Origin of the sequence: Cohnella terricola (genome assembly GCF_007786475.1) — a bacterium.
Lineage (GTDB): Bacteria > Bacillota > Bacilli > Paenibacillales > Paenibacillaceae > Cohnella > Cohnella terricola.
On record NZ_VNJJ01000004.1, the window covers coordinates 322050 to 346713 of the forward strand.

At 54.0% G+C, this 24664-nt stretch carries 25 protein-coding genes; 14 read left to right on the top strand and 11 right to left on the bottom strand.

What is annotated here, in order from left to right; translation table 11 throughout:
* The first annotated feature begins 111 nt into the window (after positions 1-111).
* Positions 112-408 (top strand): hypothetical protein, encoded by a 297-nt coding sequence (locus FPZ45_RS09425; RefSeq protein WP_144700583.1) that lies wholly within the window; start codon positions 112-114, stop codon positions 406-408.
* On the opposite strand, the gene lplT is transcribed toward FPZ45_RS09425, so the two are convergent.
* Entirely contained in the window at positions 384-1592 is a 1209-nt protein-coding gene (lplT, locus tag FPZ45_RS09430; protein ID WP_186438316.1) for a lysophospholipid transporter LplT, read from the bottom strand. The genes FPZ45_RS09425 and lplT overlap by 25 nt on opposite strands.
* Before the next feature lie 184 nt (positions 1593-1776).
* Here lplT and FPZ45_RS09435 point away from each other — a divergent pair, with 184 nt between their 5' ends.
* Complete coding sequence (locus FPZ45_RS09435; protein ID WP_186438317.1) at positions 1777-2571, top strand: (2Fe-2S)-binding protein; 795 nt, start codon at positions 1777-1779, stop codon at positions 2569-2571.
* A 195-nt stretch (positions 2572-2766) separates the two neighbouring features.
* On the opposite strand, the gene FPZ45_RS09440 is transcribed toward FPZ45_RS09435, so the two are convergent.
* Positions 2767-3861, bottom strand: coding sequence for an IS4 family transposase (locus FPZ45_RS09440; RefSeq protein ID WP_144700589.1), 1095 nt, complete (start codon positions 3859-3861; stop codon positions 2767-2769).
* A 471-nt stretch (positions 3862-4332) separates the two neighbouring features.
* On the opposite strand from FPZ45_RS09440, the gene FPZ45_RS09445 reads away from it, so the two are divergent.
* Positions 4333-5568, top strand: coding sequence for an S-layer homology domain-containing protein (locus tag FPZ45_RS09445; RefSeq protein ID WP_144700591.1), 1236 nt, complete (start codon positions 4333-4335; stop codon positions 5566-5568).
* Positions 5569-5636: 68 nt separating this feature from the next.
* Here FPZ45_RS09445 and FPZ45_RS09450 read toward each other — a convergent pair whose 3' ends face one another.
* Positions 5637-5837 carry a cold-shock protein gene (locus FPZ45_RS09450; protein WP_094043234.1) on the bottom strand — a complete coding sequence of 67 codons (201 nt, stop codon included), beginning with the start codon at positions 5835-5837 and terminating at the stop codon, positions 5637-5639.
* A gap of 309 nt (positions 5838-6146) precedes the next feature.
* Here FPZ45_RS09450 and FPZ45_RS25285 point away from each other — a divergent pair, with 309 nt between their 5' ends.
* On the top strand, positions 6147-6308 hold the full coding sequence (locus tag FPZ45_RS25285; RefSeq protein WP_186438318.1) for a hypothetical protein: 162 nt from the start codon (positions 6147-6149) through the stop codon (positions 6306-6308).
* Between the two features lie 267 nt (positions 6309-6575).
* On the opposite strand, the gene FPZ45_RS09455 is transcribed toward FPZ45_RS25285, so the two are convergent.
* Positions 6576-7649, bottom strand: coding sequence for an acyl-CoA dehydrogenase family protein (locus FPZ45_RS09455; protein WP_144700593.1), 1074 nt, complete (start codon positions 7647-7649; stop codon positions 6576-6578).
* 121 nt (positions 7650-7770) lie between these two features.
* On the opposite strand from FPZ45_RS09455, the gene FPZ45_RS09460 reads away from it, so the two are divergent.
* Together FPZ45_RS09460 and FPZ45_RS09465 are read left to right on the top strand one after the other, a co-directional pair.
* A complete protein-coding gene (locus FPZ45_RS09460; protein ID WP_144700595.1) occupies positions 7771-8868 on the top strand; it encodes a carbohydrate kinase in 1098 nt (365 codons plus the stop codon).
* 3 nt (positions 8869-8871) lie between these two features.
* A complete protein-coding gene (locus FPZ45_RS09465) occupies positions 8872-9795 on the top strand; it encodes a pseudouridine-5'-phosphate glycosidase (protein WP_144700597.1) in 924 nt (307 codons plus the stop codon).
* Positions 9796-9832: 37 nt separating this feature from the next.
* Here FPZ45_RS09465 and infC read toward each other — a convergent pair whose 3' ends face one another.
* From infC to FPZ45_RS09485, 4 genes are read right to left on the bottom strand one after another with little or no spacing between them, the layout of a single operon-like run.
* Positions 9833-10318: a translation initiation factor IF-3 gene (infC, locus tag FPZ45_RS09470; protein WP_186438319.1), complete on the bottom strand. Its 486-nt coding sequence runs from the start codon at positions 10316-10318 to the stop codon at positions 9833-9835.
* An 18-nt stretch (positions 10319-10336) separates the two neighbouring features.
* Positions 10337-11131 carry an energy-coupling factor transporter transmembrane component T family protein gene (locus FPZ45_RS09475; protein ID WP_144700601.1) on the bottom strand — a complete coding sequence of 265 codons (795 nt, stop codon included), beginning with the start codon at positions 11129-11131 and terminating at the stop codon, positions 10337-10339.
* On the bottom strand, positions 11085-12539 hold the full coding sequence (locus FPZ45_RS09480; RefSeq protein WP_144700603.1) for an ABC transporter ATP-binding protein: 1455 nt from the start codon (positions 12537-12539) through the stop codon (positions 11085-11087). Before FPZ45_RS09480 ends, FPZ45_RS09475 begins: the two co-directional genes overlap by 47 nt.
* Positions 12536-13144 (bottom strand): ECF transporter S component, encoded by a 609-nt coding sequence (locus FPZ45_RS09485; protein ID WP_144700605.1) that lies wholly within the window; start codon positions 13142-13144, stop codon positions 12536-12538. The genes FPZ45_RS09480 and FPZ45_RS09485 overlap by 4 nt, the downstream gene beginning before the upstream one ends.
* A 358-nt stretch (positions 13145-13502) precedes the next feature.
* Between FPZ45_RS09485 and FPZ45_RS09490 the strand changes: the two genes are divergently transcribed.
* The 8 genes from FPZ45_RS09490 to FPZ45_RS09525 all read left to right on the top strand — a co-directional run bounded on the left by FPZ45_RS09490 (position 13503) and on the right by FPZ45_RS09525 (position 22141).
* Positions 13503-14357: an AraC family transcriptional regulator gene (locus FPZ45_RS09490; RefSeq protein WP_144700607.1), complete on the top strand. Its 855-nt coding sequence runs from the start codon at positions 13503-13505 to the stop codon at positions 14355-14357.
* 206 nt (positions 14358-14563) lie between these two features.
* The gene (locus FPZ45_RS09495) at positions 14564-15940 is read left to right on the top strand and encodes an ABC transporter substrate-binding protein (protein WP_144700609.1); all 1377 of its coding nucleotides are present in this window, start codon (positions 14564-14566) and stop codon (positions 15938-15940) included.
* 129 nt (positions 15941-16069) lie between these two features.
* Positions 16070-16960 (top strand): carbohydrate ABC transporter permease, encoded by an 891-nt coding sequence (locus FPZ45_RS09500; protein WP_144700611.1) that lies wholly within the window; start codon positions 16070-16072, stop codon positions 16958-16960.
* A 12-nt stretch (positions 16961-16972) separates the two neighbouring features.
* The gene (locus FPZ45_RS09505) at positions 16973-17878 is read left to right on the top strand and encodes a carbohydrate ABC transporter permease (RefSeq protein WP_246120391.1); all 906 of its coding nucleotides are present in this window, start codon (positions 16973-16975) and stop codon (positions 17876-17878) included.
* A 12-nt stretch (positions 17879-17890) separates the two neighbouring features.
* Entirely contained in the window at positions 17891-18751 is an 861-nt protein-coding gene (locus tag FPZ45_RS09510) for a metallophosphoesterase family protein (RefSeq protein ID WP_144700613.1), read from the top strand.
* Positions 18748-19953: a Gfo/Idh/MocA family protein gene (locus tag FPZ45_RS09515; protein WP_186438320.1), complete on the top strand. Its 1206-nt coding sequence runs from the start codon at positions 18748-18750 to the stop codon at positions 19951-19953. Before FPZ45_RS09510 ends, FPZ45_RS09515 begins: the two co-directional genes overlap by 4 nt.
* Entirely contained in the window at positions 19954-20481 is a 528-nt protein-coding gene (locus FPZ45_RS09520; RefSeq protein WP_144700617.1) for a GNAT family N-acetyltransferase, read from the top strand.
* Between the two features lie 70 nt (positions 20482-20551).
* Entirely contained in the window at positions 20552-22141 is a 1590-nt protein-coding gene (locus FPZ45_RS09525) for a bifunctional metallophosphatase/5'-nucleotidase (protein WP_144700619.1), read from the top strand.
* 41 nt (positions 22142-22182) lie between these two features.
* Here the strand turns inward: FPZ45_RS09525 and phnE (FPZ45_RS09530) are convergent, their stop codons facing one another.
* The 3 genes from phnE (FPZ45_RS09530) to phnC are packed head-to-tail and all read right to left on the bottom strand — an operon-like array spanning position 22183 to position 24595.
* Entirely contained in the window at positions 22183-22989 is an 807-nt protein-coding gene (gene phnE, locus FPZ45_RS09530; RefSeq protein ID WP_144700621.1) for a phosphonate ABC transporter, permease protein PhnE, read from the bottom strand.
* Between the two features lie 15 nt (positions 22990-23004).
* Positions 23005-23820 carry a phosphonate ABC transporter, permease protein PhnE gene (gene phnE / locus FPZ45_RS09535; protein ID WP_144700623.1) on the bottom strand — a complete coding sequence of 272 codons (816 nt, stop codon included), beginning with the start codon at positions 23818-23820 and terminating at the stop codon, positions 23005-23007.
* Positions 23813-24595, bottom strand: a complete 783-nt coding sequence (gene phnC / locus FPZ45_RS09540) for a phosphonate ABC transporter ATP-binding protein (RefSeq protein ID WP_144700625.1) — start codon at positions 24593-24595, stop codon at positions 23813-23815. The genes phnE (FPZ45_RS09535) and phnC overlap by 8 nt, the downstream gene beginning before the upstream one ends.
* Positions 24596-24664: the final 69 nt, after the last annotated feature.

The window sequence follows — 24664 nt, forward strand, 5'->3', positions numbered from 1 at the left end:
CGCAGTGTTAAAGCCCTACATCAAGGAAGATCACCTAAAGGTTGGCTAAAGGTTGGCTAAAGAAATTCACTTCGCGTATAATGAAACAAAACTTGAAAGGGGCTGCCCCCAATGGCTATCGCATATACAAGAGCTTACGATCATATTCTGGACGATTTGTCCCGCGCCATTACGACGGTGCCGCGATTCTATGAAGCGTTCGAGATGGAAGCGACCGATTGGGAAAGCTTAACCACAGACGAACGCGAAGTGTGCATTCGCACGTTGGCCGACGACTTGTTTTACGTGCTCGGATCCGAGCATTCCGCGGAAGTCGGCATGGGCACCGCTGAATATGACTCAGGCCATTCCATTATTAAAATCACGGCTGACGATCATCTCGTTCACGTTATCTCCTTGCGGGAGTAACTCGCCCGGATCGCGCCGAACTGGAAAGCCAAATAGATGAAGAACAGTGTCAGGATCGCACCGATCCCGACCACGGAATGATTAACGGGCACATTCATCTGTCTGAGCGTCAAGTAGAGGAACAAACCGATGACCGTCAACGTGTTCTCCACGAAGTTCTGAACGGCGATCGTTCGGCCCGAGCCGATGACGGATTTGCCCTCCTCCTGCAGAATCGTGTTGAGAGGAATGAGGAAAATCCCGCCCATCACGCCAGTGATGAACAGCAACGTCACCGTCAGCCAGATTTGATGCGTGAAGTTGGCGGCCATCACGGCGCCTACCATCGCAATCCCGTAGAAAAACCCCCGATACAGCCTGCCTTCCGGCACGAGCTTAGGCGTCAGCCAAGCGCTGGCAACGACGCCGAGCGCTGTCACGCCGATGATCATCGATTGCTGATCCGTATCCACGATTCCCAGGTTAAGCGGCAGCCAGGCGATAAGCGCGATGCGGAGTACCGAGGCCGTCAGCCAGAAGGCCCCCGTCCCGATCAGCGAGAAGCGGCTTCTGCGATTGCGGAACAACTTGACGACATCTTGGAAAAACTGCCCGGAAGCTTCCCGATACCGTATGCTCGGATTCCCTTGTCTGGCCGGCACGAGAAACGTCATTGCAAGCGATAGCAAATAGATAAACAAACAGACGATAATGGCCGGCAAGTCGGAACGCGCGGCCAGGAAACCTCCCGCTACCGTTCCAAGCAGAATCGCAAGGATCGTCGAACCCTCCACTTGCGCATTCGCCCTCAGAAGCTCTCCCTCCGTCTTGGTCAACTCCGATAGAATGCCGTATTTCCCCGGAGAGTAGACGACAGCCCCGACTCCGACGAAAAAGTAACAAAGAGCCGGAGGAAGCCCGATCAGCAACAGCAATATACCTGTCGCCTTAAGCGTATTGCCAAGCAATAAAACATGCGACTTCGCCTTTTTGTCCGCGAATGCTCCGACGATCGGCGCTAGAATCACGTAAGCGATCAAAAACGCCATCTGTATATATGTAACCATCCCATCGGGGTCCGAAGCCCCTTGTCTCTTGACCAACCCCACGATTAGGAAAAAATTCAGATTGTCCGCGAACGCGCTTAGAAACTGCGTCCATACGACCGCGTTCAGCGGCGATATTTTTCTCTTTAAATCAAACAATATTTCCCACCCTTTCCTGTCAGCCCCCCTATTATACTCCTTCCCGACGATTTCGTCCTCATTCTATGTCACTTTTTACATAGGAATTCAGGCCGTGCGATCGGATTGACAATCGTATCGCTGGAAAGCTATGATGAAAACAATTGATAATGATTATCAGAATCAGGGTTGGGATGGGATCGCATTGGATCTTTCATTTATAGAAGACCACTTTCATATCTCCGCGACAGGCTTGGAAAGTTCGCTCCTCTCGGTGCCTGCTTCCCAACTGCTTGAAGCCTCGTCGATGCGTGACGCGCTTGAGAAGGACTCTTCGATCATCAACGGGGTCGGTCTGGAGCTTGCCGTCTCTCACTTCGGTCTCGCTTTTTTCGGACTCGCGGCAAGCCAACTCATCGTCATGTCCCGGTATAACCGGATTCTCGATTTATCCATAGACAATCTGACCATGCAGATCGAAGACCGCGCCCCTTACCCCGCCATCGTTTTCATATATCACGAATTACGTTGGACGGAACTGCCCGAAGAAGGCCGGGAAAACGCCGTTAAGGCTGAATGGACCCGGTATTTCCGCAATACGCTTAATCCGTTGATCGAATCGGCCGCGTCCGCCGCGGGTTTGAAGCCTGCGCTCATCTGGAACCAATACGGCGCGCGGATCTTATACGTCCTGAGCGTGCTTAGGAAAACCGTTCCGGAAGGCGCGATGAAACAAACGATCGAAGATGATTTTCGGCTGCTCACCAGTTTGCCTGGCGAGACCTTTAACCGGCGGAAAAACCCTTTCGACCATTCGCCTTGTTACCTCGACAGCCCATACGAGCCCGGGGGCAAAATCATGATCCGGTCGGGATGTTGCATGTATTATAGACGAGAAAGCGGAACCAAATGTTACAATTGCCCGATTCTAAAGGACCGGGAACGCGCCGAAATGAAGGCACGCATCGAAGCGGAGCGGGAAAAAGAGTCCGTATCGTGAGACAGAGGGGAGTATAGTTAGGTTTCGCCGGACTACAGACGCTCGTACCCTCATTTTGCACGATCTAGTTAGGTTTCGCCGGACTACAGACGCATGTACCCCCATTTTGCGCGATCTAGTTAGGTTTCTCCGGACTACAGATGCTCGCAACCCCCATTTTGCACGGTCTAGTTAGGTTTCTCCCAAGCGTGTTGATTAACCAGATGATGGGAGAGGAAACACCATGTGGTTAGCCACATAAATCACCCATTCCGGGGGTAATGTCTGTAGACTAAATAAGCGATCAAAATCGGCAAACGTCAACCGTGCGCTCCAATGGACGGTTGCGTTTCCTTGATCGAACACGTATTTTAACAGGACGTAAACGATTAACGCCGTATACAACTGACCATATACCGCATTTGGTGTCGTACCGAACAGTTTGGGGACGTTCAAGTGTTGCTTAATCCAGCGAAAAAACACTTCAATCTGCCATCTGCTCTTGTAGATCTCAGCGATTCGTTCTGCCGAGTGCCAGTGCAGATTCGTCGCCAGAATGACCGGATTTCCGTTGGGATCTTTTAGAGTCACCACTCTGAAACGGTGCTCGGAGAGCGCATAGTTTTTCCCCAACTGACAAGTAAAATCTTGTTCAATCGTTCCTAAAAACGGGGTTTTACGCTCTCTGGGGAGCACCTCGCAGAATGTTGTATTATCGCGCAGTCGAATCACAAAATATTGCCTATTTTTCCGCACTTCATAATCATCGAAGAGCTTGTGCTTTCCATAAGCCCGATCTGCGACCAAAATAAATCTGGGATCCAACAGTTTCGGGCAACTCTTCAAGTCGGGCTCATTTCCTGTGGTTTCAGTAACGCGGTGTACCTCCCCGCGATCTGCAAGAAACGCGACGTGTAGTTTCACGCCTGCTTTTTGACCTTGGAGGGGCGCCCAAGGAAGTCGTCCTCTACCGACTGTGATTTGGGTAGAGTCCACGATAAGCAGTTCCTTGGGAATCCCTAGAGCCCGTCGGGTCCTGCGATTACACAATTCAATCATAAGGTTCAACAAACGCTGGAATATTTCGAAGGGAACGTCTTTGGCTTTTTTGGAGAGAGTAGAATAGTCCGCCGGCTTTTGCCCACTAAGCGTCATTCGTTTTTCGCCGTCTCGATATCCGTCCCATTGCTGAATCGTCGCTTCACTCAGAAACAGGAACAAACGATAAACCGTGAAATTTCTGGCAACATCCACGTATCCGACTTCTTTAAGAACAGATTCTACCTTTTCTTTAGGGATTACCGTTTGCATGATTCTCCATAATGGAGTAGACTTTTCAAGAAGGCCGCCTCATTTCGGTGTTTGTAGGGGTACAAACACTTTACCGAATGGGCGGCCTTTTTTCTACTTTTTTTGGCTAATCAACACGCTTGGGTTTCTCCGGACTACAGATGCTCGCACCCCCATTTTGCACGATCTAGTTAGGTTTCGCCGGACTACAGATGCTCGCACCCCCATTTTGCGCGATCTAGTTAGGTTTCGCCGGACTACAGACGCATGTACCCCCATTTCGCACAATCTAGTTAGGTTTCGCCACAATCCTTTAGACCCCCTACCCGGGCTTATGCGGACGTCTGTCCACAACCGAAGTCCTATTCAAAATACAACTTAAGACCGCGCCAAAGCCCATGAATATTAGGCTCGCCGCCCGTTTCCGAGCCGATTGAATTATGTTTAGCTTATATAGTCGTCAAAAGGCAACTAGAATACAGGAGGATTTTCATGCATCGCTTGTCAGTCATTACTTTGATCATCGCGTTTCTCGGCACGGGTAACGCAGCCTATGCGCAACAATCGAACAGTGCGCCATTCAAGGACATCAAGGGCCATTGGGCCGAAAAAACGATCACGGAAATGGTTTCTAAAGGCATCCTCGACGGGTATCCGAACGGAACCTTCCGCCCGGACGAGCCGGTAAAGGTCGACCAATTCATCAAAATGCTTGTCCTGTCCTACTCGAACCTCCATCAGAACGGTGAACGGAGCTGGAACCCGTCGTTCTTTCAGAGCTTGAGCACGGAGAACCAAACGATACTGAAGCAGGATTATCGCTACTACAATTTCAAGCCTGCCACGGCCGGCTACTGGGCGAAGCCTTACATCGACGTGGCCAGCGATTTGCACTTCTTGAACAAAAGCCGTTACAGCGACTTCCAAAGCGATATGACGAGGGAAAACGTGGCCGAGGTGCTCTTCTATACACTGCAGGAAACAGAGTTCCTGGAGGATTCCCAGTTCAGCCTTGGACTGGCTCAATCCTACGGCGATCTGATGAGCGCAACGGAACGGGAGCGGAAATTCATTGCGGAGGCATTGGCGAAAGGAATCATGCAAGGATATCCGAACGGTTATTTCGGCGTCGGGGATAAAGTAACGCGAGCGCAATCACTTGTCCTGCTTAACAGACTGACGGAGAAGACGAAGCGAATCGAAGTGAAAGCTTCCGCCCGGGACGATCTGCAGCTTGCCGTTCCTACTGTCGGCGGAGGCTCAAAAATCGTCGTCTTCCCGGATCGAAGAATGCGGGATGCCTATGACGCGCTTAAACAATCTGGAGCGTTGCGCGGCTCGAACCAGGACCTTTTGGATACAAGGCTTCGCCTGTTCAAGGATCAGAAGGAAAAGGAAAGCGTTCTGAGTTCCTCTTCTTCCGGAACGGCCAAAGTACAGGAAGAGGTTTCAATATGGCTGGATCCGCAATACAATACTTACGGAATTACGATCCGGCTTCGCGACGGAACGCTTGCCCGAAATCAAGAGGCCGTCGAGACGTTCTCCGATTATTTGTTCGGCTACAATTCCGCGACGTTCCGCAAATGGTTCAACGAGGTTTGCGTCAGCGTGGAATCGGGAACAAAAGTATCTTCGAAACAAGTCGAGATCGGCGGCGACACGGTCGACATCCGCATCGACTCCTCCGCGAAGACCGTCGTCTTCTCGATTGCCAAGAGAGCATGAATCGCGAAAACGCCGCATAAACAAAAAAGATGCTCTCGGCAGAAGCCGGGAGCATCTTTTTACAGGACTTACAGCTTAACAACGTTCTCCGCTTGTGGTCCGCGGTTGCCTTGTACCACGTTGAATTGAACGCGTTGGCCTTCGTCCAAAGTTTTGAAGCCTTCACCCGTGATCGCGCTGAAGTGCACGAATACGTCGTTACCGCCTTCAACTTCGATGAAACCGAAGCCTTTGTCTGCATTGAACCATTTTACTGTACCTTCTTGCATATTTTTCACCTCCAAATACAATTGCCTCATGATCTTTTTTATTCATACGAATAAAAAATCCACAAAACGGCAGGGTTAACTTTCAAAATGATAACCCTTTCCATTTTGTGAATTCAGGTCACGATTTCGATGAGTCTTACTATAGCAGTTTCCAATGCAAAAAGCAAACCTTATCTCTCCATTCTCATATTTAAAACTTTTGGAAGCCAACAAATAGTATTACCTTCATTTGTCCGATTATTCTCCTATCGTCGATTATCCTTCAAACATTTTACGTTATACTGGCAATAGGAAATGGAGCGTGAGAGCATGTCTATATCCGAAAGCACCGTCGTCCGGCCGTTCGACTGTCCCGATACTTGCAGTTTAAACGTGAGAATGAACCAGGGCACAATTGTATCCATAGACGGCAATCCCGATCATCTGATGTATCCCTTGCGCAGATGCCGAGAAGTTGCAGGGCTGGCTTGAGCGCCCTCTCGTCATTGTCGCTTTTTGCAACAATGAGAGGCCCACACACTGAAAAACCCTCGTCATTGTCGCTTTTTGCAACAATGTGAGGCCCACACACTGAAAAACCCTCGTCATTGTCGCTTTTTGCAACAATGAGAAGCCAACACACTGAAAAACCCTCGCCATTGTTGCTTTTTGCGACAATGAGGGGCCGATACACTGAAAACCCCACGCCATTGTTGCTTTTTGCGACAAGGGGTGGGGTTTTGTGCGTTTAGCGACTTATTATTGCTCCGGCCAAGGGACAAGCGCCGAGTGCTGCGTTACCGTGTGGAGATCCCGCCAAGTCCGGTTGAGCGGATGGTCTTCCATCAGCGCCGTCATGCCGAGCAGCAGAAATATCATATTCGTATATACTAATGTGTTTCTTGCCAGCGTCCGGCATACGTTCTGGACGTCGGCCTGCTCGGCTTCCCCCATCTCCCCTTTGCCCTTGAAGGTTTCCCATGTCCTCTCGACGGTTCCGTAGAAAATCTCCGCATCGGCTTCAAGCAACCGCGCTTGCTCACCGATCACCCGCTGCAGAATATCCGTACGCCCCGGACGGGTCGTTTCCCACTCCCGTCGCTTCGATTCTGCGAAAGCTTGCGCTTCCTCGATGAAATGTCGGCAGATGCCGAGGCTTACCGCGGCGAAGGAAGTTTGCGCAAACGGCATGAACGGATACCGGAATATCGGATCGTTATAATTCGGCTCGCTCATAATACTGAATGTGCGATCCGCCGGCACGAACGCATCCTTGACCTCGATCGTATGGCTATCCGTCCCTTTCAAGCCGAACGCGTTCCAATCATGAATCACGCTCACCTGCTCCGGCAGAAAAGCGAACGACCGGATTTCTTCGCCCGCTCCCGGTTCGCCGCCCTCGATCCGGCAATTGGCTGTAAATAAACTGGCGAAAGTCGATCCGCTGCAATATTTCCACCGCCCGTTTACGACATACCCGCCTTCCGTTCGCCGCGCGGTTCCGCTAACTTGGCCGCTGCCGGCGACGACCGCATTGGCGACGCCGAACAGTTCCTTGGCTTGGCTCGGTGGCAGCGTCGCCGAGAAAAAGCCGCCGCCCGATCCAATCGTCACGAGCCATCCGAAGCTTCCGTCGATTCCCGATGCTTGTTCGAAAACGCGCAGCGCCTCCGGAAGAGGCATTCCTAAGCCGTTCAACTCTTCGGGTACGAACAGCTTGAACAACTTGGTTTCGTATATATACGCCAACAGCTCCGGCGTCAACCTTCCATCATTAATGCTCGCGTTATCGCGGACTTGTTGCTTGATTGTTTCAGGAATGCTTATGCTCATGATCAATTCCTCTTTTCTTATATAAACAAAAGTTTTTCCAGTGGACAAATGTCCAGATATCCATTAGGATAGAAATAAGAACAACAACGAACTTCATCATCATCGAAAGGAGAATCGGACAATGGACCGTGAGCGGCAAATCATGGAGTTGATTCGCCATAACCCCTTTATCTCTCAGAACGAAATCGCCGCGAGCGTCGGCATTTCCCGATCGGCCGTCGCCGGATATATCGCCACGCTGACGAAACGGGGCGTCATTCGAGGCCGCGCCTACGTCACCGCCGAAGAGAACACGGCGCTCTGCATCGGAGGCGCCAATCTAGACAGCAAAGCGGCCGCCAAGCAACGGATTCGGCCCGGTTCCTCCAATCCCGCCAACGTCAAAGAATCATGCGGCGGCGTCGCCCGCAACATCGCGGAGAACTTGGCCCATCTGAGCTGCTCCGTTTCCTTGCTGACTGTCGTCGGCGATGATCAAGCCGGGCAATGGGTACTGAAGGAAACAGCCCAAACCGGCGTCAACACCGGACTTGCACAAGTGCTACCCGGCGAGAAGACGGGAACGTACACCGCGCTTCTGGACGTGGACGGCGAGATGTTCGTCGCTTATGCCGATATGGACATCTACGACAAGTTTGCTCCACGCATTTTGCAGGAGAAATGGTCACATGTCGCCGCGTCAAAGCTCGTCATCGCAGATACGAACCTGCCCGCGGAGACGTTAAGCGAACTCGTGCAACGATGCCGTGAAAGCTCCCTGCCGCTGTTCGTCGATCCCGTCTCCTCGGAGAAAGCCAAGAAACTCCCCGCAGACCTAAGCGGGGTCACCACGATCTTCCCCAATCTGGAGGAAGCGTTCGAACTGGCCGGCGCCGCCCGCGAGAGTGAGCCGGATTACGCGAAGCTCGCACGGGCCATTCACGAACGGGGAGTCCCCCACGTGTTTATTACGGCCGGTGAACAAGGCGTCTATTATTCCGAAGCGCCGGGCGACCGTCCCCCTTTGCTTATTCCGCCAATCCCGACGGAAGTCGTCGAGGTGACCGGAGCGGGCGACGCTTTCGTCGCGGGAGTCGCTTACGGATTTCTGCATGACCGAACCTATGAAGAGGCTTGCCGTCTCGGCCTTGCCGCTTCACATCTGACGCTAAGAACCGCCGAATCCGTATCGGCGCAATTAAACGAGCAAACGCTCGAACAAACCCTAAAGGAGAGCTGAACCATGAACGCAAACCAAGCCAGCCAATATCTCACCTTTACCGACGAAGTCAAGGATGCCCTTGCGAACAACAAACCGATCGTCGCGCTCGAGACGACGATTATTTCCCACGGCATGCCGTACCCGCAAAATATCGAGATGGCGCGCAAGGTCGAACAGATCATCCGCGACAATGGCGCAGTGCCGGCTACAATCGGCCTCTTGGACGGACGCATCAAGATCGGTCTGAACGAGCAAGAGCTGGAAGCCTTCGCGACGAACAAGCAAGTCGAGAAGGTTAGCCGCCGCGACTTCCCATATATTCTCTCTTCCGGCAAGATCGGCGCGACGACGGTTGCCGCCACGATGATCGGCGCTGCGCTCGCTGGCATCGAAGTGTTCGCGACCGGCGGCATTGGCGGCGTCCACCGCGAAGGCGAGACGACGATGGACATCTCCGCAGACTTGACGGAACTGGCCCACACGAACGTCGCCGTCGTCTGCGCAGGCGCCAAATCGATTCTCGACATCGGCCGGACGTTGGAATTCCTGGAAACGCACGGCGTTCCCGTCGTTGGCTACAAGACGGACGAATTCCCATCCTTCTACGCGAGAGAAAGCGGCTTCGGCGTTGACTTCCGTCTGGACGAGCCTGCCCAAGTCGCCGACGCGCTGCGGAAGAAATGGGAGCTAGGTCTTAATGGCGGCGCGATTATCGCCAACCCGGTTCCGGAAGAATCCGCGCTCAAGCATGCCGAGATCGAAAGCGTCATCCAGCAGGCGCTGGACGAAGCCAAAGCTCAGAACATTACCGGTAAAAAAGTAACCCCGTTCCTGCTCGCCCGCATTAAAGAGCTGACGGGCGGCAAGAGCCTGGAGACGAATATCGCCCTCGTCTACCACAATGCCCAAGTCGCGGCTCAGATCGCCGTCGCACTCAAAGCTTAATCGCGCGAATAATCCAAGCGGCCTCCGGCCTCCCGCTTCAAAGCGGGTTGACCCGGACGGCCGCTTGTTTGCCGCTAAGCTGAATGCCGGTCTCCTTGCGGCCGACTTCCGCAAGCTCCTTCAGCATCTGCTCAAGCAGTTCCTTCGCCTTCTGCCCTTCCTTGCCTTGAATCTTCACGACGAACTGCACCGCATCTCCCGAAGCGAGCAGCTTCTCCGCTTGCCTTCTCTTCGTTTCGTAATCATGGTCCTCGATGTGCGGCGTGAGCCGGATTTCCTTCAGCTTCGGCGGTTGCGCCGCCCGGCGCTCGTCTTGCTTTTCCTTCGCCGCTTCCTGCTTGGCTTTGCCCTTAGCAACCAGCTTGCATGGGGGAGGACTGCTGAACAGCGACGTGCAGACGAGATCCGCCTTCAGATTGCGCGCCATGTCCAGCGCCTCTTCTCTCCCAACGATGCCCAAGTCCTCTCCGTTCAGTCCGGTAAGCTGCACTTCCGCCGCTTTTATTTTCTCGTTCAGAATCATTCGTATGTCCTCCGCATGTTAGCGAACATCGGTAATGTCCGCAATGTAGGGCCACTGGATCCCCGCCGCGAACGAAGCGGCGAAGAGAACCGCCGTCAAAGCCGCAAACGCGATATCCCGGTAAGTGAACCCGATAATATAATAATAGGTTCTCTTGGCGCCCCCGGCAAATCGCTTCGCCTCCATCGCGACGGCGATCCGATGTGCGCGCCGGATGCTTTGCGCAAGCAGCGGAATCGCGTATCTATGCCATGTGCGGTAGATCGTCATCAGCTTGCCCTGCTTCTTCATGCCTCTGATTTTCAGCGCGTGGCGCAGCGTCTGGAACTCCTCGACGAGAATCGGGATCATCCGCATCGCGGCCAGGAAGCTGTACGCGTATTTCGGCGGCAGCTTCGCCTTCTGCATAAGCGCGTAGAACAGATCGACCGGACGCGTCGTCAAACCGAACAGCAGCCCGACGGCTGCCATGCTCAGTGCCCTGAAGCCGAGGTGCAGCCCGCGATAGAAGCTTTCTTCGGTAATGTTGACGATGCCCCACTTGAACCAAGGCGTCTCCCCGCTACCGAAAAACATCATGCCCGTCGTCGAAGACACGAATACGAGCAAGAAGGGCGATGCGTACAGAAGCAGCCTTTTCCAAGGATGGCCCGACCAGATCAGCAGCAGCACAGACCCGATCGCCACGTTGATCATAACGCTGAAGTCGTGAATCAGAATAATCGCGAAAAACCATAGAGAGAACAGAACGAGCTTCACGACCGGATTAACGCGATGCAGCCATGTTCGCCGGTGTGGAAACGTCAATTGCATGCGTAAGCCTCCCTTCCCGAACGCGCCACAGCTTCGTGCAATAACGCTCGACGATACGCGGATCGTGGGTCACCATCACAATGGCCATGCCTTCCGCCCGCAGCCGTTCCAGCAGGTCTAGCATCGCGAACGTATTGCGCGCGTCCAGCCCGAACGTCGGCTCATCGAGCAGCAGCAGCCGCTGCCCTCGGATAATCGCGGAGGCTACGCTAAGCCGGCGCTTCTGCCCCATCGAAAGCTGATACGGGTGGCGGTCCGCCGACTCCAGCAATTGCAGCGCATCCATAAGATCCGCGCTTCTCGCCCGCCGCTCCTCGAGGGGGACGCCGTCGACCGCAAGCGAATATTCGATTTCATCGCGTACGGAGTGCGTGACGAATTGCAGCTCCGGATTCTGAAAAACGAACGCCGCATGTTCGGCCAGATGCTCGACCTTCTTCAACTCCCGCCCGGCGACTTCGCAAACCCCCTCGGTCTTGATCAGCCGCATGATCGCAAGCAGAAGCGAGCTCTTGCCCGCTCCGTTATCGCCCATAATGCCGATCCAATCGCCGGGATAGACGTCCGCCTGCTCCGCCTCGATGACCACAACCGACCCGCGAAGCCCGCGATAACGTTCCATCGCCAGCAGCGGAGGCACATCCGGAGCGGGAAGCGGAGATCGCCGGAGGCTTGGTCGGTCATCCCAAATGCCCGGATACCAGACTCCGTAACGATCCAGTTCCTTCTTGCGCAACGAAATGACCTCTCTTGCTGCACCGTCCGCGACCACTTCGCCCGCAGGGCCGATTACGACGATCCGGTCGAACAAGTCGATGATCCCTTCGATCTTATGCTCGACGACGATCAAAGTCATCCCATCGGCTAAGGAACGGATCGTCTGCCATACTTGTTCCGTCCCTTCCTCGTCGAGAAGCGCCGTCGGTTCGTCCAGAAACAGCACCTCCGGCTCGGTCGCCAGCGCGGAAGCGATCGCCAGACGCTGCTTCATCCCTTGAGAGAGCGTCTGAATCGGCACGTGAGAATCCGGTAAGCTCAGCCCAACCTGGCGTAGATGCCTCTCGATCCGGGCGGGCATATCCTCTCTCGGCACCTGCAGGTTCTCCAGCACGAACGCCAGCTCTTCGTCTACATAAGGCATGCAGAACTGCGTATCCGGGTCCTGGAAAACGTAGCCCCATCGCTCCGGCACGATAACCTCGTCCGCGATCATGGGGACTTCAATCGACCCCGGAATCAAGCCGCTGAGCACTTGAAGCAACGTCGATTTGCCGCAGCCGCTCGGCCCTAGCAGCAGCGCGTGTTCTCCGGGGCGAAAAGCAAGAGAAACGCCTTTGAACAACAAGGCGTCCTCTCCCGCGAATTTAAGCTTCAGATTCGTTACCCCTGCGGCGATCTTCTGCGTCATGCGCGGTTCAGCGCGTCGAAATCCTGCTTCGAGGCCGGCCGCAGCACCTTCGTCACGCCTGTCAGCTCCAATGCTTTGGACAGATAGTAGGCGAGAATGCCGGCGATCACGACGCTTCCGATCACCCTTAATCCGATGAGCAGCGTGTAGTTCCATGCGCTTAGTTCTTTAATGTAGCCGTATCCGAAATCCAGCACCAGCGATCCGGCTGCCGCTCCGATCGATGCCAAGGATACGACCCAGACCGAAGCATTGCGATATAGGAACAGGGCAAAAATAATCTCCGCTCCCAGCCCCTGCAACAGTCCGTACCATAACGTCGAGATCCCCCACTCGCTGCCGAGCAGCGCGCTTACGCTGGCCGCCGCGACTTCCGCCAGTACCGCCACGCCCGGCTTGCGGATAAGCAGAAACGCGAACGTGCCAGCCAAAAACCACATGCCGTACACCGTCTGTTCGGCATGCACCCCGATCGGCTTCACGACATCGTACATCGGCCCCCATACTTTGTAGATGATTCCGAAAACGACCGCGATCACGATCGTGACCAGAATATCGGTCAGCTTTAATCCCCGGGACTTCGTCCCTTGTCCGGCTCTCGCCATAGCCCAACAACTTCCTTTCTACGATTGGTTTGAAAATGCCTTGAATGCAAGAAAGGGTAAAATAAAAAGCCCGCCCAATAAGGCAGGGCAGGCTAGCGCACGGCATCAGAAGATACACGACCAAAGTTGTCTCTACGCTGGCATTACCCAGATCAGATCGACGGTCAGCGGCATACGGCCGCAATCTCAGCCTGACTTCATCAAGCACCCGTTTCTTTGCGATTCAATTAAGTATAACTTATCTTATCGGCACTCTTTTGGCAATACGTTCTTTGAAGCCGGGAATTAACACGGTCTTAACCGTTCATTGACGCGGTGATCATATTCGACTGATAGATTGGGACAAGGAGGGATCGGGATGAATGAATTGGAAATGGGATCCGCGGCGGCTTTGCAGCCTGTTCTTACTAGCGACAGCTACGGATGGGACAAGCTTCAGGTTTCGCAATGGTACAGCCCGCAGCAAGCCTTCGCCCCGTCGCCGGAAGCCAAATACGTGGTCGGCATTCACTGCACGGCTTATTACGAGAACTTTTATACGATTCATATCGCTCCTTACAACGAGAGCCTTCTCTGTCCGTGGGGAAGAACATCGCTCTATTTTCTGAAGATCGAGATGAAGGCGTCGATCATTGAAGAAATCGCCCGCGAGTCCGGCTTTCTGACAGAAGGCCAGATCCAACTGCAACGCCAATTCCACGTCAAAGATTCCAGGTTGCTGCAGCTTGGGCTCTGGATGCTGGAAGAATTGCAAAATGGCGGGACCAAAGGGAAGCTCTACAGCGATTCCCTTGCCCACATGTTCATCATCCATCTGCTTCAGCATTATTCCTCCGTCATCCCTCAGCATGCGAGCGCCAAGGCGCTGGCCAACCAGGAAATCTATCAAGTGGTTCAATATATGCGGGAGCATCTGGAAGAAGATATTCAACTGTCGGATCTCGCTTCCAGAGCCAGCATGAGCCAGTCTCATTTTATTCGCGTATTCAAACAGCAGACCGGCTACACGCCCCATCACTTCCTGATTCGCTTGCGAATCGAACGCTCCAAATTTCTGATCCGTTCGGGCAAAGTCGGCTTGAAAGAAATCGCCGCCCAAGTCGGCTTTGCCGACCAAGGCCATTTTACCCGCGTATTCAAGCGCGAGATAGGCCTGACGCCTAAGCTGTACGCCTATCAAATCTCCTCCAAGCCCAGCCATGCGTTTTTTTGACGAACGCACCAAATGAGAGTTTTATACAACGAAAGAGGGATTTTGTTCAATCGAACCGCAACCCTGCGACCCTAGAATGAGAATGAAGGAGGCGCGAGGACGCCTGCTACAACTTTCTAGGAGGAGAGGAACATGAAGGCGTAACGCCGGGCGGAAGCTCATGGATCTTGAAGTTCACATCTCAACCCAAAAAGGAGCTATTCGATATGCTTAAGCAAACCAAACCTCTCTTGTTGCTCGCAGCCTCTCTGATCGCGCTGGCCGGCTGCGGCCAAACGAATACCGACTCGACCCAAAAAGGATCGGATGCGGGCGAAAGTCAGCCATCCGCCGTTGCAAGCGCAAGCCCGAGCCCGTCGGCAGCCGACGAAGAAAAGCCGGTCGAAATCACGTTCTACTACCCGGTCAACGTAGGCGGTCCGCTTACGAAGGTCATTGACGAGATGGCGAGCCGCTTCATGGACAGCCATCCGAACATCAAAGTCAACCCCGTCTACACGGGCAACTACGGCGACAATACGGTGAAAATCCAAGCGGGCGTTCAAGCCAAGCAGCCGCCCGACGTGGCCGTCATGATGTCCACCGAGCTGTACAGCATGCTGGATATGAACGCCATCATTCCTTTGGACGACTTTATCGCACAAGATTCCGAAATCCAAATGGACGATTTCTATGAGGCGTTCCTGGAGGACACGCAAACCGAAGATAAGACGTACAGCCTGCCGTTCCAGAGAAGCACGATCGTCATGTATTACAACAAGGAAATGTTCAAGGACGCGGGACTGGATCCGGAGAAGCCGCCGGCAACCTGGGATGAGCTCGTCTCGTACGCCCAGAAGCTGAACAAAGATGGCCATGCCGGACTGGAGATTCCCGGCAACGACGATTCCTACTGGATGTTCCAAATGCTTGCAAGGCAAAACGCGACTGACCCTAAGCAAAATATTATGTCCTCGGACGGCAAAAAAGCGATGTTCGACACGCCGGAGAACGTTGAGGCGCTGCAATTCTGGCTTGATCTGTCCCGCAAGCATAAAGCGATGCCGGAAGGCGTTATCGATTGGGCGACCGTGCCGACCGACTTCATCGAAGGCAAAACGGCGATGATGATGCACACGAGCGGCAACCTGACGAACGTGAAGAACAACGCCAAATTCGAGTTCGGCGTCGCCTTCCCGCCCGCTCGCAAGCAATTCGGATCGCCTACGGGCGGAGGCAACCTGTACATCTTCAAGGATACGTCTCCGGAGAAGCAGGCCGCAGCCTGGGAATTCGCCAAATACATGACCGCCCCCGAGCAGGCGGCGCAATTTAGCAGTTCGTCCGGATACGTCGGCGTTCGCAAATCGGCGTACGATACGGAAGCAATGAAGGCATACACCGCTGGCTTCCCGCAAGCTCTCGTCGCCCGTGATCAGCTCCAATACGCGTTCAGAGAGCTGTCGACCCATAACCACGGCAAAGTATCGACCGCGATCACGAATCAGATTCAAGCCGCCTTGGCCGGACAGATCGATGCGGCTGGAGCACTCAAGAAGGCGCAGGAAGAAGCGGATCGGGCACTGGCTCCGTTCAACAAATAAGGATCCTTCAAGCTGCCGATCTTGCGTACGGAAAGAGCTACGACAGGTCTCCCCTGTGGCCAAGGCTCCTTCCGTACGCGGATTTTCCTTGCCGCCACGGGAGTCGTTCAATAGGAAGGAATGAAATACATGCCTATCGGATGGAGCGAAAAGCTGAAACGCAACGGATTCGGGTGGAGCCTCGTTCTGCCCTCGCTTCTGTTTCTGGCTTTGTTTACTTATTACCCGATGTTGAAATCCGTTTGGCTCAGCTTGCACGAGAAAAATCTGGCCGTCTCCGAGCCGTTGTTCGTCGGCTTCGACAACTACGTCCAACTGCTGAAGGATCCTGTCTTCCGGCAAGTGTTCGGCAACAATATCGTTTTTGCCGTCGGCACCGTTCCGCTCTCGATCGTCCTGGCTTTCCTGATGGCGTTGTTCGCCGACAAGGCGATCAAGGGACGGGGACTCGCAAGATTGGCATTCTTCTATCCGAATATGATTCCGATGATCGCCGTGGCGAACATCTGGTTGTTTTTGTATACGCCGCACTTCGGTTTGTTCGCGAAGCTCGCCGCCTGGATAGCCGATCAACCCGTGAATCTGCTGGGCAGCCCGGACACGGTCATGGGGGCTTTAGTCTTCATGATGGTGTGGAAGGAAGCCGGCTACTTTATGATCTTCTATTTGGCCGGCATGCAGCAGATTCCCAAGGACCTGTACGAAGCCGCCGCGGTAAGCGGCCTCGGAACGGCCGCCTCCATCAGACGGATTACCGTTCCGCTCACGATGCCGACGACGCTGTTCGTCTCGGTGGTCGCCATTACGAATGCGTTTAAGCTTGTGGACCACCTGTGGATCATGACGAAGGGCGGTCCGAACAATTCGAGCAATCTGCTGCTTTATTACATTTACGATACGACATTCAATTTTTACGACCAGGGGATGGCCGCCGCGATGACCGTCATCATGATCGTATTGCTGCTGCTCGTATCCTCCCTGCAGTTTTTGCGGTGGGATCGTAAAATCCATTACGAATAGGACGGGCCTTCTATGGATAAACCGATCAAGATGCCCTTGCTGCTCAATCGAAACGCTCGCAAAAGCGGTGAAGACCGCCTCGTTTCCAGCAAAGCACGAGCAAAGCGAAGGGCGCAACAAGCTTTCTGGCACGGTATTGGCTTCGGCTTCGCCGCGCTGTGGATCATTCCGATCCTGTGGGTCGCCAGAACGGCATTTATGCCGAAGGAAGCCGGGATTTCCTCCACCTGGTCGTGGGCCTGGACGTTCGACAACCTCGTTCGGGTATGGCATGCCGCGCCGTTCGGACAGTTTCTATGGAACACGGTGATCGTATGCGGCGGTGTCCTTGCGGTTCAGCTCGTCACGCTCACGCTCGCGGCTTACGCCTTCGCGCGAGTGCGCTTTGCCGGCCGCGATCTCGTGTTTTTGCTGTTTCTGCTCCAGATCATGATTCCGCCCGACATTCTGATCTTCTCCAATTATCAGGTGCTGAGCGAATTCGGACTGCTGAACACGAAGGTAGGCATCATGCTGCCGTATTTCGCTTCCGCTTTCGGCGTATTTCTGCTCAGACAAGCGTTCAAGCAATTGCCCTACGAATTGGAGGAGGCCGCTCTTGTGGAGGGGGCTTCGAGATTGCGCATATTGTCCCGAATCTACGTACCGCTGTCCCGCCCGATCTACGTTTCGTTCGCGATCGTGTCCGTCAGCTTTCACTGGAACGACTTTTTGTGGCCGCTTATTGTGACCAACTCCGTGGACAACCGGCTCCTGACCGTAGGACTGGCGATGTTCGCCAAGTCTACCGAATCGGGGGCGCAATGGACGGACGTAAGCGCGGCCACGCTCATCGTTTCTGCGCCGCTCATGATCGGATTTTTGCTGTTCCAACGCAAAGTCATCGGAAGCTTCATGCATTCCGGAATTAAAGGATAAGGAGCCGAACAGATGAAGCTGGCTATCATCGGAGATTTGCACTACCCGGACGAACTGCTCAGCCAAGCACAGTCGACGAAGGAGGCCCGCGACGCGTTCTACTCGTACTTCTTAGACCGCTTTCTGTCTATCGAAGCCGATTATTATATCTCTATCGGAGATTTGGCGCACTTGGGAGAGTTTAGCGAGTTCAAATACGTTTTAAACCAACTTCAAGATCGGCAACTGCAGGACCGTTTCCTGCACGCGCTAGGCAACCATGACACCTTCACCTATTCAAAAACGGACATTTTGACTCTGACGAGGCAACCGAGATTTACCCTCATTGAACAACCCGACGCGTTTCTCCTCGTTCTCGATACCGCCCGCGAAATCCGGGAAGATTGGAGCGGAACGATGGACGACGAGCAGCTCGTTTGGCTTAGCGAGCAATTGGACCGCCCGGCGAACAAGCCCCTGCTTGTATTCGCCCATCACCCGCCGCACGGAACGACGGCCCGCTCGACCGAGACGATGATGTCGCTCGATCCCACTCTGGACATCTGGCCGATTCTGAAGCGGTGGAAAGGATTCGGCTTTTATTTTAACGGTCACAATCATGTGCATTCGATCGTTCGGCGGGAGCAGTGGCACTTTATCCAGACGGCGGCCGTGCCCGATGCGCCGGCGGTCCGGGTCGTCTGCGTCGAGGACGGCGAACTCCGGATGGAAACGATAGATTTGTCCAATACGGAAACGACGGAATGGGCTTCCCTCTTCACGGCCGATATGTACGATTACGAGATCCTCCCCGAAGCGAACGGCGATTCGACTTCCGCCAGCCTTCGTGTCGAACTGGGGCAGCCAACAGAAAAGGACGGGGATGCCGAGTGAATCGCCGACAAGTACGATTAGCGATCGTAGGGGGCAATCGGGGAGCTAGCTTTACGAACGCTCTTTATTCCTTAGCGGATCGGATTCATCTAACCGCCACCTGCGACTTGAACGAGCTGGTGCTCCATCAATGGAAAGAACGGTTTCCCGAAATTCGGACGTATCGGGATTACCGGGAGATGCTGCAGGATCCGTCCATCGACGCGGTGTTCCTGTTGAGCCCGATGCATCTTCATGCCCGACAAGCCATCGAGGCTCTTAAGGCTGGCAAGCATGTGCTGAGCGAGGTCATCGCCGCCCAGACGGCGGAGGAAGCCTGGGAGCTGGTCGAGACGGTCGAGCAGACCGGATTGAAATATATGATGTCGGAAAATTATTGCTTCTCGCGTTCCAACCTGACAATCAAGCATATGGCCGATCGCGGACTGTTCGGGGAAATCACCTATCTGGAAGGCGGATATATTCACGATCTCCGGCATCTGATCCACCATCCCGACGGGTCTCTGACCTGGAGAGGACAGCTGCATCAGCAATACAACGGGGTTAATTATCCGACCCATTCGATCGGCCCGATCGCGCAGTGGATCAAGGTGAACAAACCGGATGGAGACCGGCTGGACAGTGTCTCCTCCTTCGTATCGAACTCGCGCTCCCTTCAGCACTATTTCACGGAGCATTATGGCAAGGACCATCCAGCGGCGAGAAACGGATTTTGGCGCCAAGGCGACAGCGCGGTTGCGATCATACAGACCGGTAAAGGCGTGCTCATCGAATTGCGCATCGATTGGACCTCCGTCAGACCGCATAACAAAACACATTATCTGCTGCAGGGAACCGAGGGCGCTTTTATTTCTGCCCGTCACCCTCTGGAAGATGATCTGATCTGGTTCAATAACCGCTCCCCCAAAAATGAAGAGGACGGCTCGGACATGTGGGAGCCATTGCGCAATTACCAGCCCCAGCACGACCATCCGACCTGGCAGCGATGGGGCAAGTATGCGGAAGGTACGAAACACGGCGGCGGCGACTTTCTCGTATTGGAAGAGTTCATTTCGGCCATTCAGGAAGACCGCGCTCCCTCGGTGGACGTCTACGATGCCGCCACCTGGAGCTCGGTGTTCTTCCTTTCCATGGAGTCCGTGCGGGCAGGCGGCAAAGCCGTCTCCTTCCCTGATTTCAAGGCGAAAGCGGGGCAGCGCTAGATGAGCCAGCCTCTCTCCAAGCTGATCATGAGGAAACAATCGCTGGACGATCTGCCCGCCTTTCACTGCCCCACCGGCTTTCGGCTGCGTCCTTTTTTGCCCGGAGACGAACGCAATTGGGAAGAGCTCATTCGCCATTCCTTTATCCGGGAAGTGAAATTCTCCCATAAGATCGGAGATTGCGTGCCGTTCTATGCCGATCGCTTGCTGTTCATCTGCAAAGGGAATATCCCCGTAGCTACCGCAACCGCTTGGGAGACCGCCGAGCGGGAAATCGACAGCTGGTTTTTGCATATGGTAGGCGTGCATCCCGACTATTCGGGCAGAGGACTCGGCTTCGCGGCCAGCCTTGCGGCCTTGCACAAGATGAAGGAGTGCGGGGGACGCACAGCGTTTCTGGAAACCGACGATTTCAGGCTGCCGGCCATTCGCATCTACCTCAAATTAGGTTTCGAACCGGTCTATCGGGACGAGAGCCATCCAGAGAGATGGGCAAAGCTGCTGGCACTTACAGACTATCCCCTTTGAACCGCGCCCGCCAACTTCGTTATAATAGGATATATAACGAAATCGCACCGCAGTAGGAGGAACTCTCAGTTTGAATTCGCCAAAATCAGTCACCGTCACATTATTGGAAACCAGCGATACGCACGGCCATATTTACCCGACGGATTACCGCGGTCCCGGAGACAAGCCGCTTGGATTGGCCAAACTGTCTTCGATCATTCGCAAGGAAAGGGAAACGAATCCGTCTCTCCTTCTGCTGGACAACGGAGATCTTCTGCAAGGCACGCCTTTTATGTACAACTATGCGAAATTCGACGGCCGCAGCGTTCATCCCGCCGCACGGGCGCTGAACGCGCTTCGATACGACGCAGTCGTCTTCGGCAACCATGAATTCAATTACGGACAGGATTTGCTGAAGCGGGCTATCGAAGCTTCCCCATGCCCTTGGCTGTCGGCCAATATCGTCAACGAAACCGACGGACAATCGGCTTTCGGGCAGCCTTACCAAATCTTCGAGATGGCCGAAGGCGTCCGAATTGCCGTACTCGGCGTGACGACGCACTATATCCCGAACTGGGAAGAGCCGGCTCACATTCAAGGACTGTCGTTCGAAGACGCGCTGGAAACCGCCCGGCGCTGGATCGCGCACATTCGCGACACGGAACGTCCCGATGCGGTCGTCGTCTGCTACCACGGGGGCTTCGAGCGTGATCCGGCCACTGGCGAAGCAACCGAGCCGCTCACAGGTGAAAACCAGGGCTACGAGATGTGCATGAAGCTCGAAGGCATGGACGTCCTGCTGACCGGGCACCAGCACCGGCTGTTGGCCGGTCAGTTGAACGGCGTCGCGTTCGCGCAGCCCGGATTCGCCGGCCAGGCAATCGCCAAAGTTCAGCTTGAGTTCGAGCGGACGGCGGATGGAGGCTGGTATCTCCAAGGCAAGACGGCGGATTTGATCCATGTTGACGATTCGACGGCTGCGGACGAAGAACTGCTCGCCATGTTCGCCGAAGATGAGAAGAAAACGCAGATCTGGCTGGACCAACCGATCGGCGCAGCCGAGGGCGACATGACGATCGCCGATCCGTTCGCGGCGCGGCAAGCCGATCACGCGTTCACGGAGTTCGTCAACCGGGTGCAGATGGAAGTGACCGGCGCGGACATCTCGTGCGCGGCCATATTCACGAACGAAGCCAGAGGGTTTAAGGAACGGATTACGATGCGCGACGTCGTATCCAACTATATTTACCCGAACACGCTCAAAGTCATTCGCCTGTCCGGCCGCGACATCCGGGAAGCGCTCGAACAGAACGCCCGCTATTTTGCGCCGGACGAACGAACAGGCGATTTGCAAGTGTCCCCCGCTTATTTGGAGCCGAAGCCGCAGCATTTTAATTACGATATGTGGGAAGGCATCGAATACGAATTGGATATTTCAAAACCGGAGGGGCAACGGGTGACCAAGCTGGAGCGGAACGGCTCTCCCTTGGATCCCGACGCAACGTACGAGGTCGTCATGAACAGCTATCGCGCGGGAGGCGGAGGCAACTTCGACATGATCAAGGACAAGCCGGTCGCGAGAGAGATTCCGACGGACATGACCGAGATTCTGGCCGATTACATCATGAAGCGCGGAACGATTCATGCCGCCTGCGATCATAACTGGAAAGTCGTATATTAAAAAGGGAAAGGCGCAACGTCGCGAGCGACGTTTGCGCCTTTTTATCCTTTGATCAATTTCGCGCGGATTTTGTTGGAGATCAGCTCGATGATCAGGATGAGGACGACCAATCCGATCAGGAGCGATCCGACTTGATTCCATTTGTAGCCGTTCATGGCGAATATGAGCGGCGCGCCTATGCCGCCTGCGCCAACGAGACCTAGAATCGACGCTTCGCGCATATTCATATCGAACCGGTAGATCGTCACCGACATGAAGATCGACATCAATTGCGGCACAATCCCGAATCGGATTTTCTCGAAAGTCGTACAGCCGATCGAGGTCATCGATTCCAGAACCTTCGTATCCAGCTCTTCGATCGCATCCACGTACAGCTTAGAGAGCATCCCGATCGAGGTCAATCCGACAGTGAGCACCCCTGCGAACGGTCCCGGTCCCGAGACGCGGATAAACATTAGACCGTACACGAGAGCCGGGATCGTCCGGATGACGATGAGCAGCAGCCTCGTCAGCCAGGAAACCGGTTTGGGCACGATGTTGGAAGCCGCGAGAAAAGCGAACGGAACGGATAAAATTGCTCCGACGACCGTCCCGAGGAAAGCGATGGCGAGGGTCTGCACGAGCAAATACAGAACGCTTTGTTTAGACACGTTAAGCAGCAGATCCAGATCCGGATGGATGATCCCGTTCATAATGTTCTGCGCGATCTTTAATCCGCTTTGGTTCACGTCTTTGAAGCTGACGACGGACAGCGACCATAGGAAAAGAAGGAGAACGATGGCCGTAACGATCAGAACGTAACTGCGGTTGCGCGGTGAAGCAAGTAGCTGCTTCTCTATAGTCGACATAGGACAAACTTCTCCTTAAATTAGCTTTTTTCTGAAATGCTCGCTGACCCACTCGATCAAATATACGGTAACGACAAGCGCCAAGATGATCATCCCCAAGTTCGAATAATCGCGCCAGCCGAGATTTTCGTTGATGAGAAGTCCGATTCCGCCTGCGCCAACGTAACCCAAAATCGCCGCATAACGAACGTTCCCTTCGAAGCAAAACAGGGACGTGGACAAAAAGCCCGGAAGAACCTGAGGCAGTACCGCGTAACGAAATGCTTGAATCCGAGTCATGCCGATTGATTCCATCGCCTCGAACGGCCCCATATCGACGTTCTCGATTTGTTCGTACAATAATTTCCCGACATAGGAAATCGTAAAGAGCAAAATGGCAACGACACCCGCCGTAGGTCCCAATCCGAAAACAAAAGTCGCGATCAGAGCGGTCACCAGCGTCGGCAGCGTTCTAAGCAAACTGAGGATGACCTTAAATACGGTCACGACGACTTGATTGCGAATGATATTCGCGGAAGCCATCACCGCGAACGGAACCGAAAGCAGCGCTCCAATCATCGAGCCGACCAAAGACATCTGGAGAGTCGCCACAAGCGCCCGCCACAGGCTGGAGAAATAACTCCATTTCGGAGGAATCATATCGCCAATAATGACGAAAAATTGATCGATCCGTCTAAAAAGAAGCTTTATATCAAAGCCCGTCATATTCACGGACCAAACGATCGCAATCACCATTAGAAGCAGAATGAGCGGTGTCCGGCTTCTTTTTTCAAGCACGACTTTGCCACTCGGCAAAACCACTTGTTTTGGAGGGAAAATTTTATCATACATGCGCCGATTTCTCCTCCATCGAGGATTTGAGTTCTTCGACTTGGCCGCCGTAAATATCGTTCAGAATGTGCTTTGTCACCTTGTCCGATTCTCCGTCGAACACGACTTCGCCCTTGCGAATCCCGATGATGCGATCGGCATACTCCAACGCGACTTCCACGTGGTGAATGTTCATAATGACGGAAATGTTCATGTCTTTGTTGATCTTCTTGAAATCGTCCATGACCTGCTTGGAAGTGACCGGATCGAGCGACGCGATCGGCTCGTCCGCCAGTATAATGTCGGGATTCTGCGCAAGCGTGCGTGCTAACGCCACCCGCTGCTGTTGGCCACCCGAAAGCTGGTCCACGCGAACGAAAGCTTTGTCCAGAATGCCCACTTTATCAAGTGCTTCCAGCGCCTTCAGCTTATGTTCCTTCGTAAAGATGCCCGTCACCTTGCGCCAGAACGGAAGATCGGGCACGAAGGAAACGAGAACGTTCTTGATGACGGTCGTACGGGTGACGAGGTTAAAGGATTGGAAAATCATGCCGATCCTTCTGCGGAAGTTGCGGATTTGTTTCCCCTTCAAACCGGTCACGTCGACGTTGTCCACCATCAACTGTCCGCTGGTAATATCGTGCATCCGATTAATGCAGCGGATGAGCGTCGATTTGCCCGCGCCGGAAAGCCCGATAACCGCGACGAACTCACCTTGTCCGATTTTTAGATTTACGTTCTGCAAAGCGGCCGTGCCGTTTGGATATTTCTTTTCCACATTTTTGAATTCAATCATGGAAAAACCCCGATTCTATAAAGTTAGGAAAAGATGAGAACATCATCGCGGATGATGCTCTCATCTTTT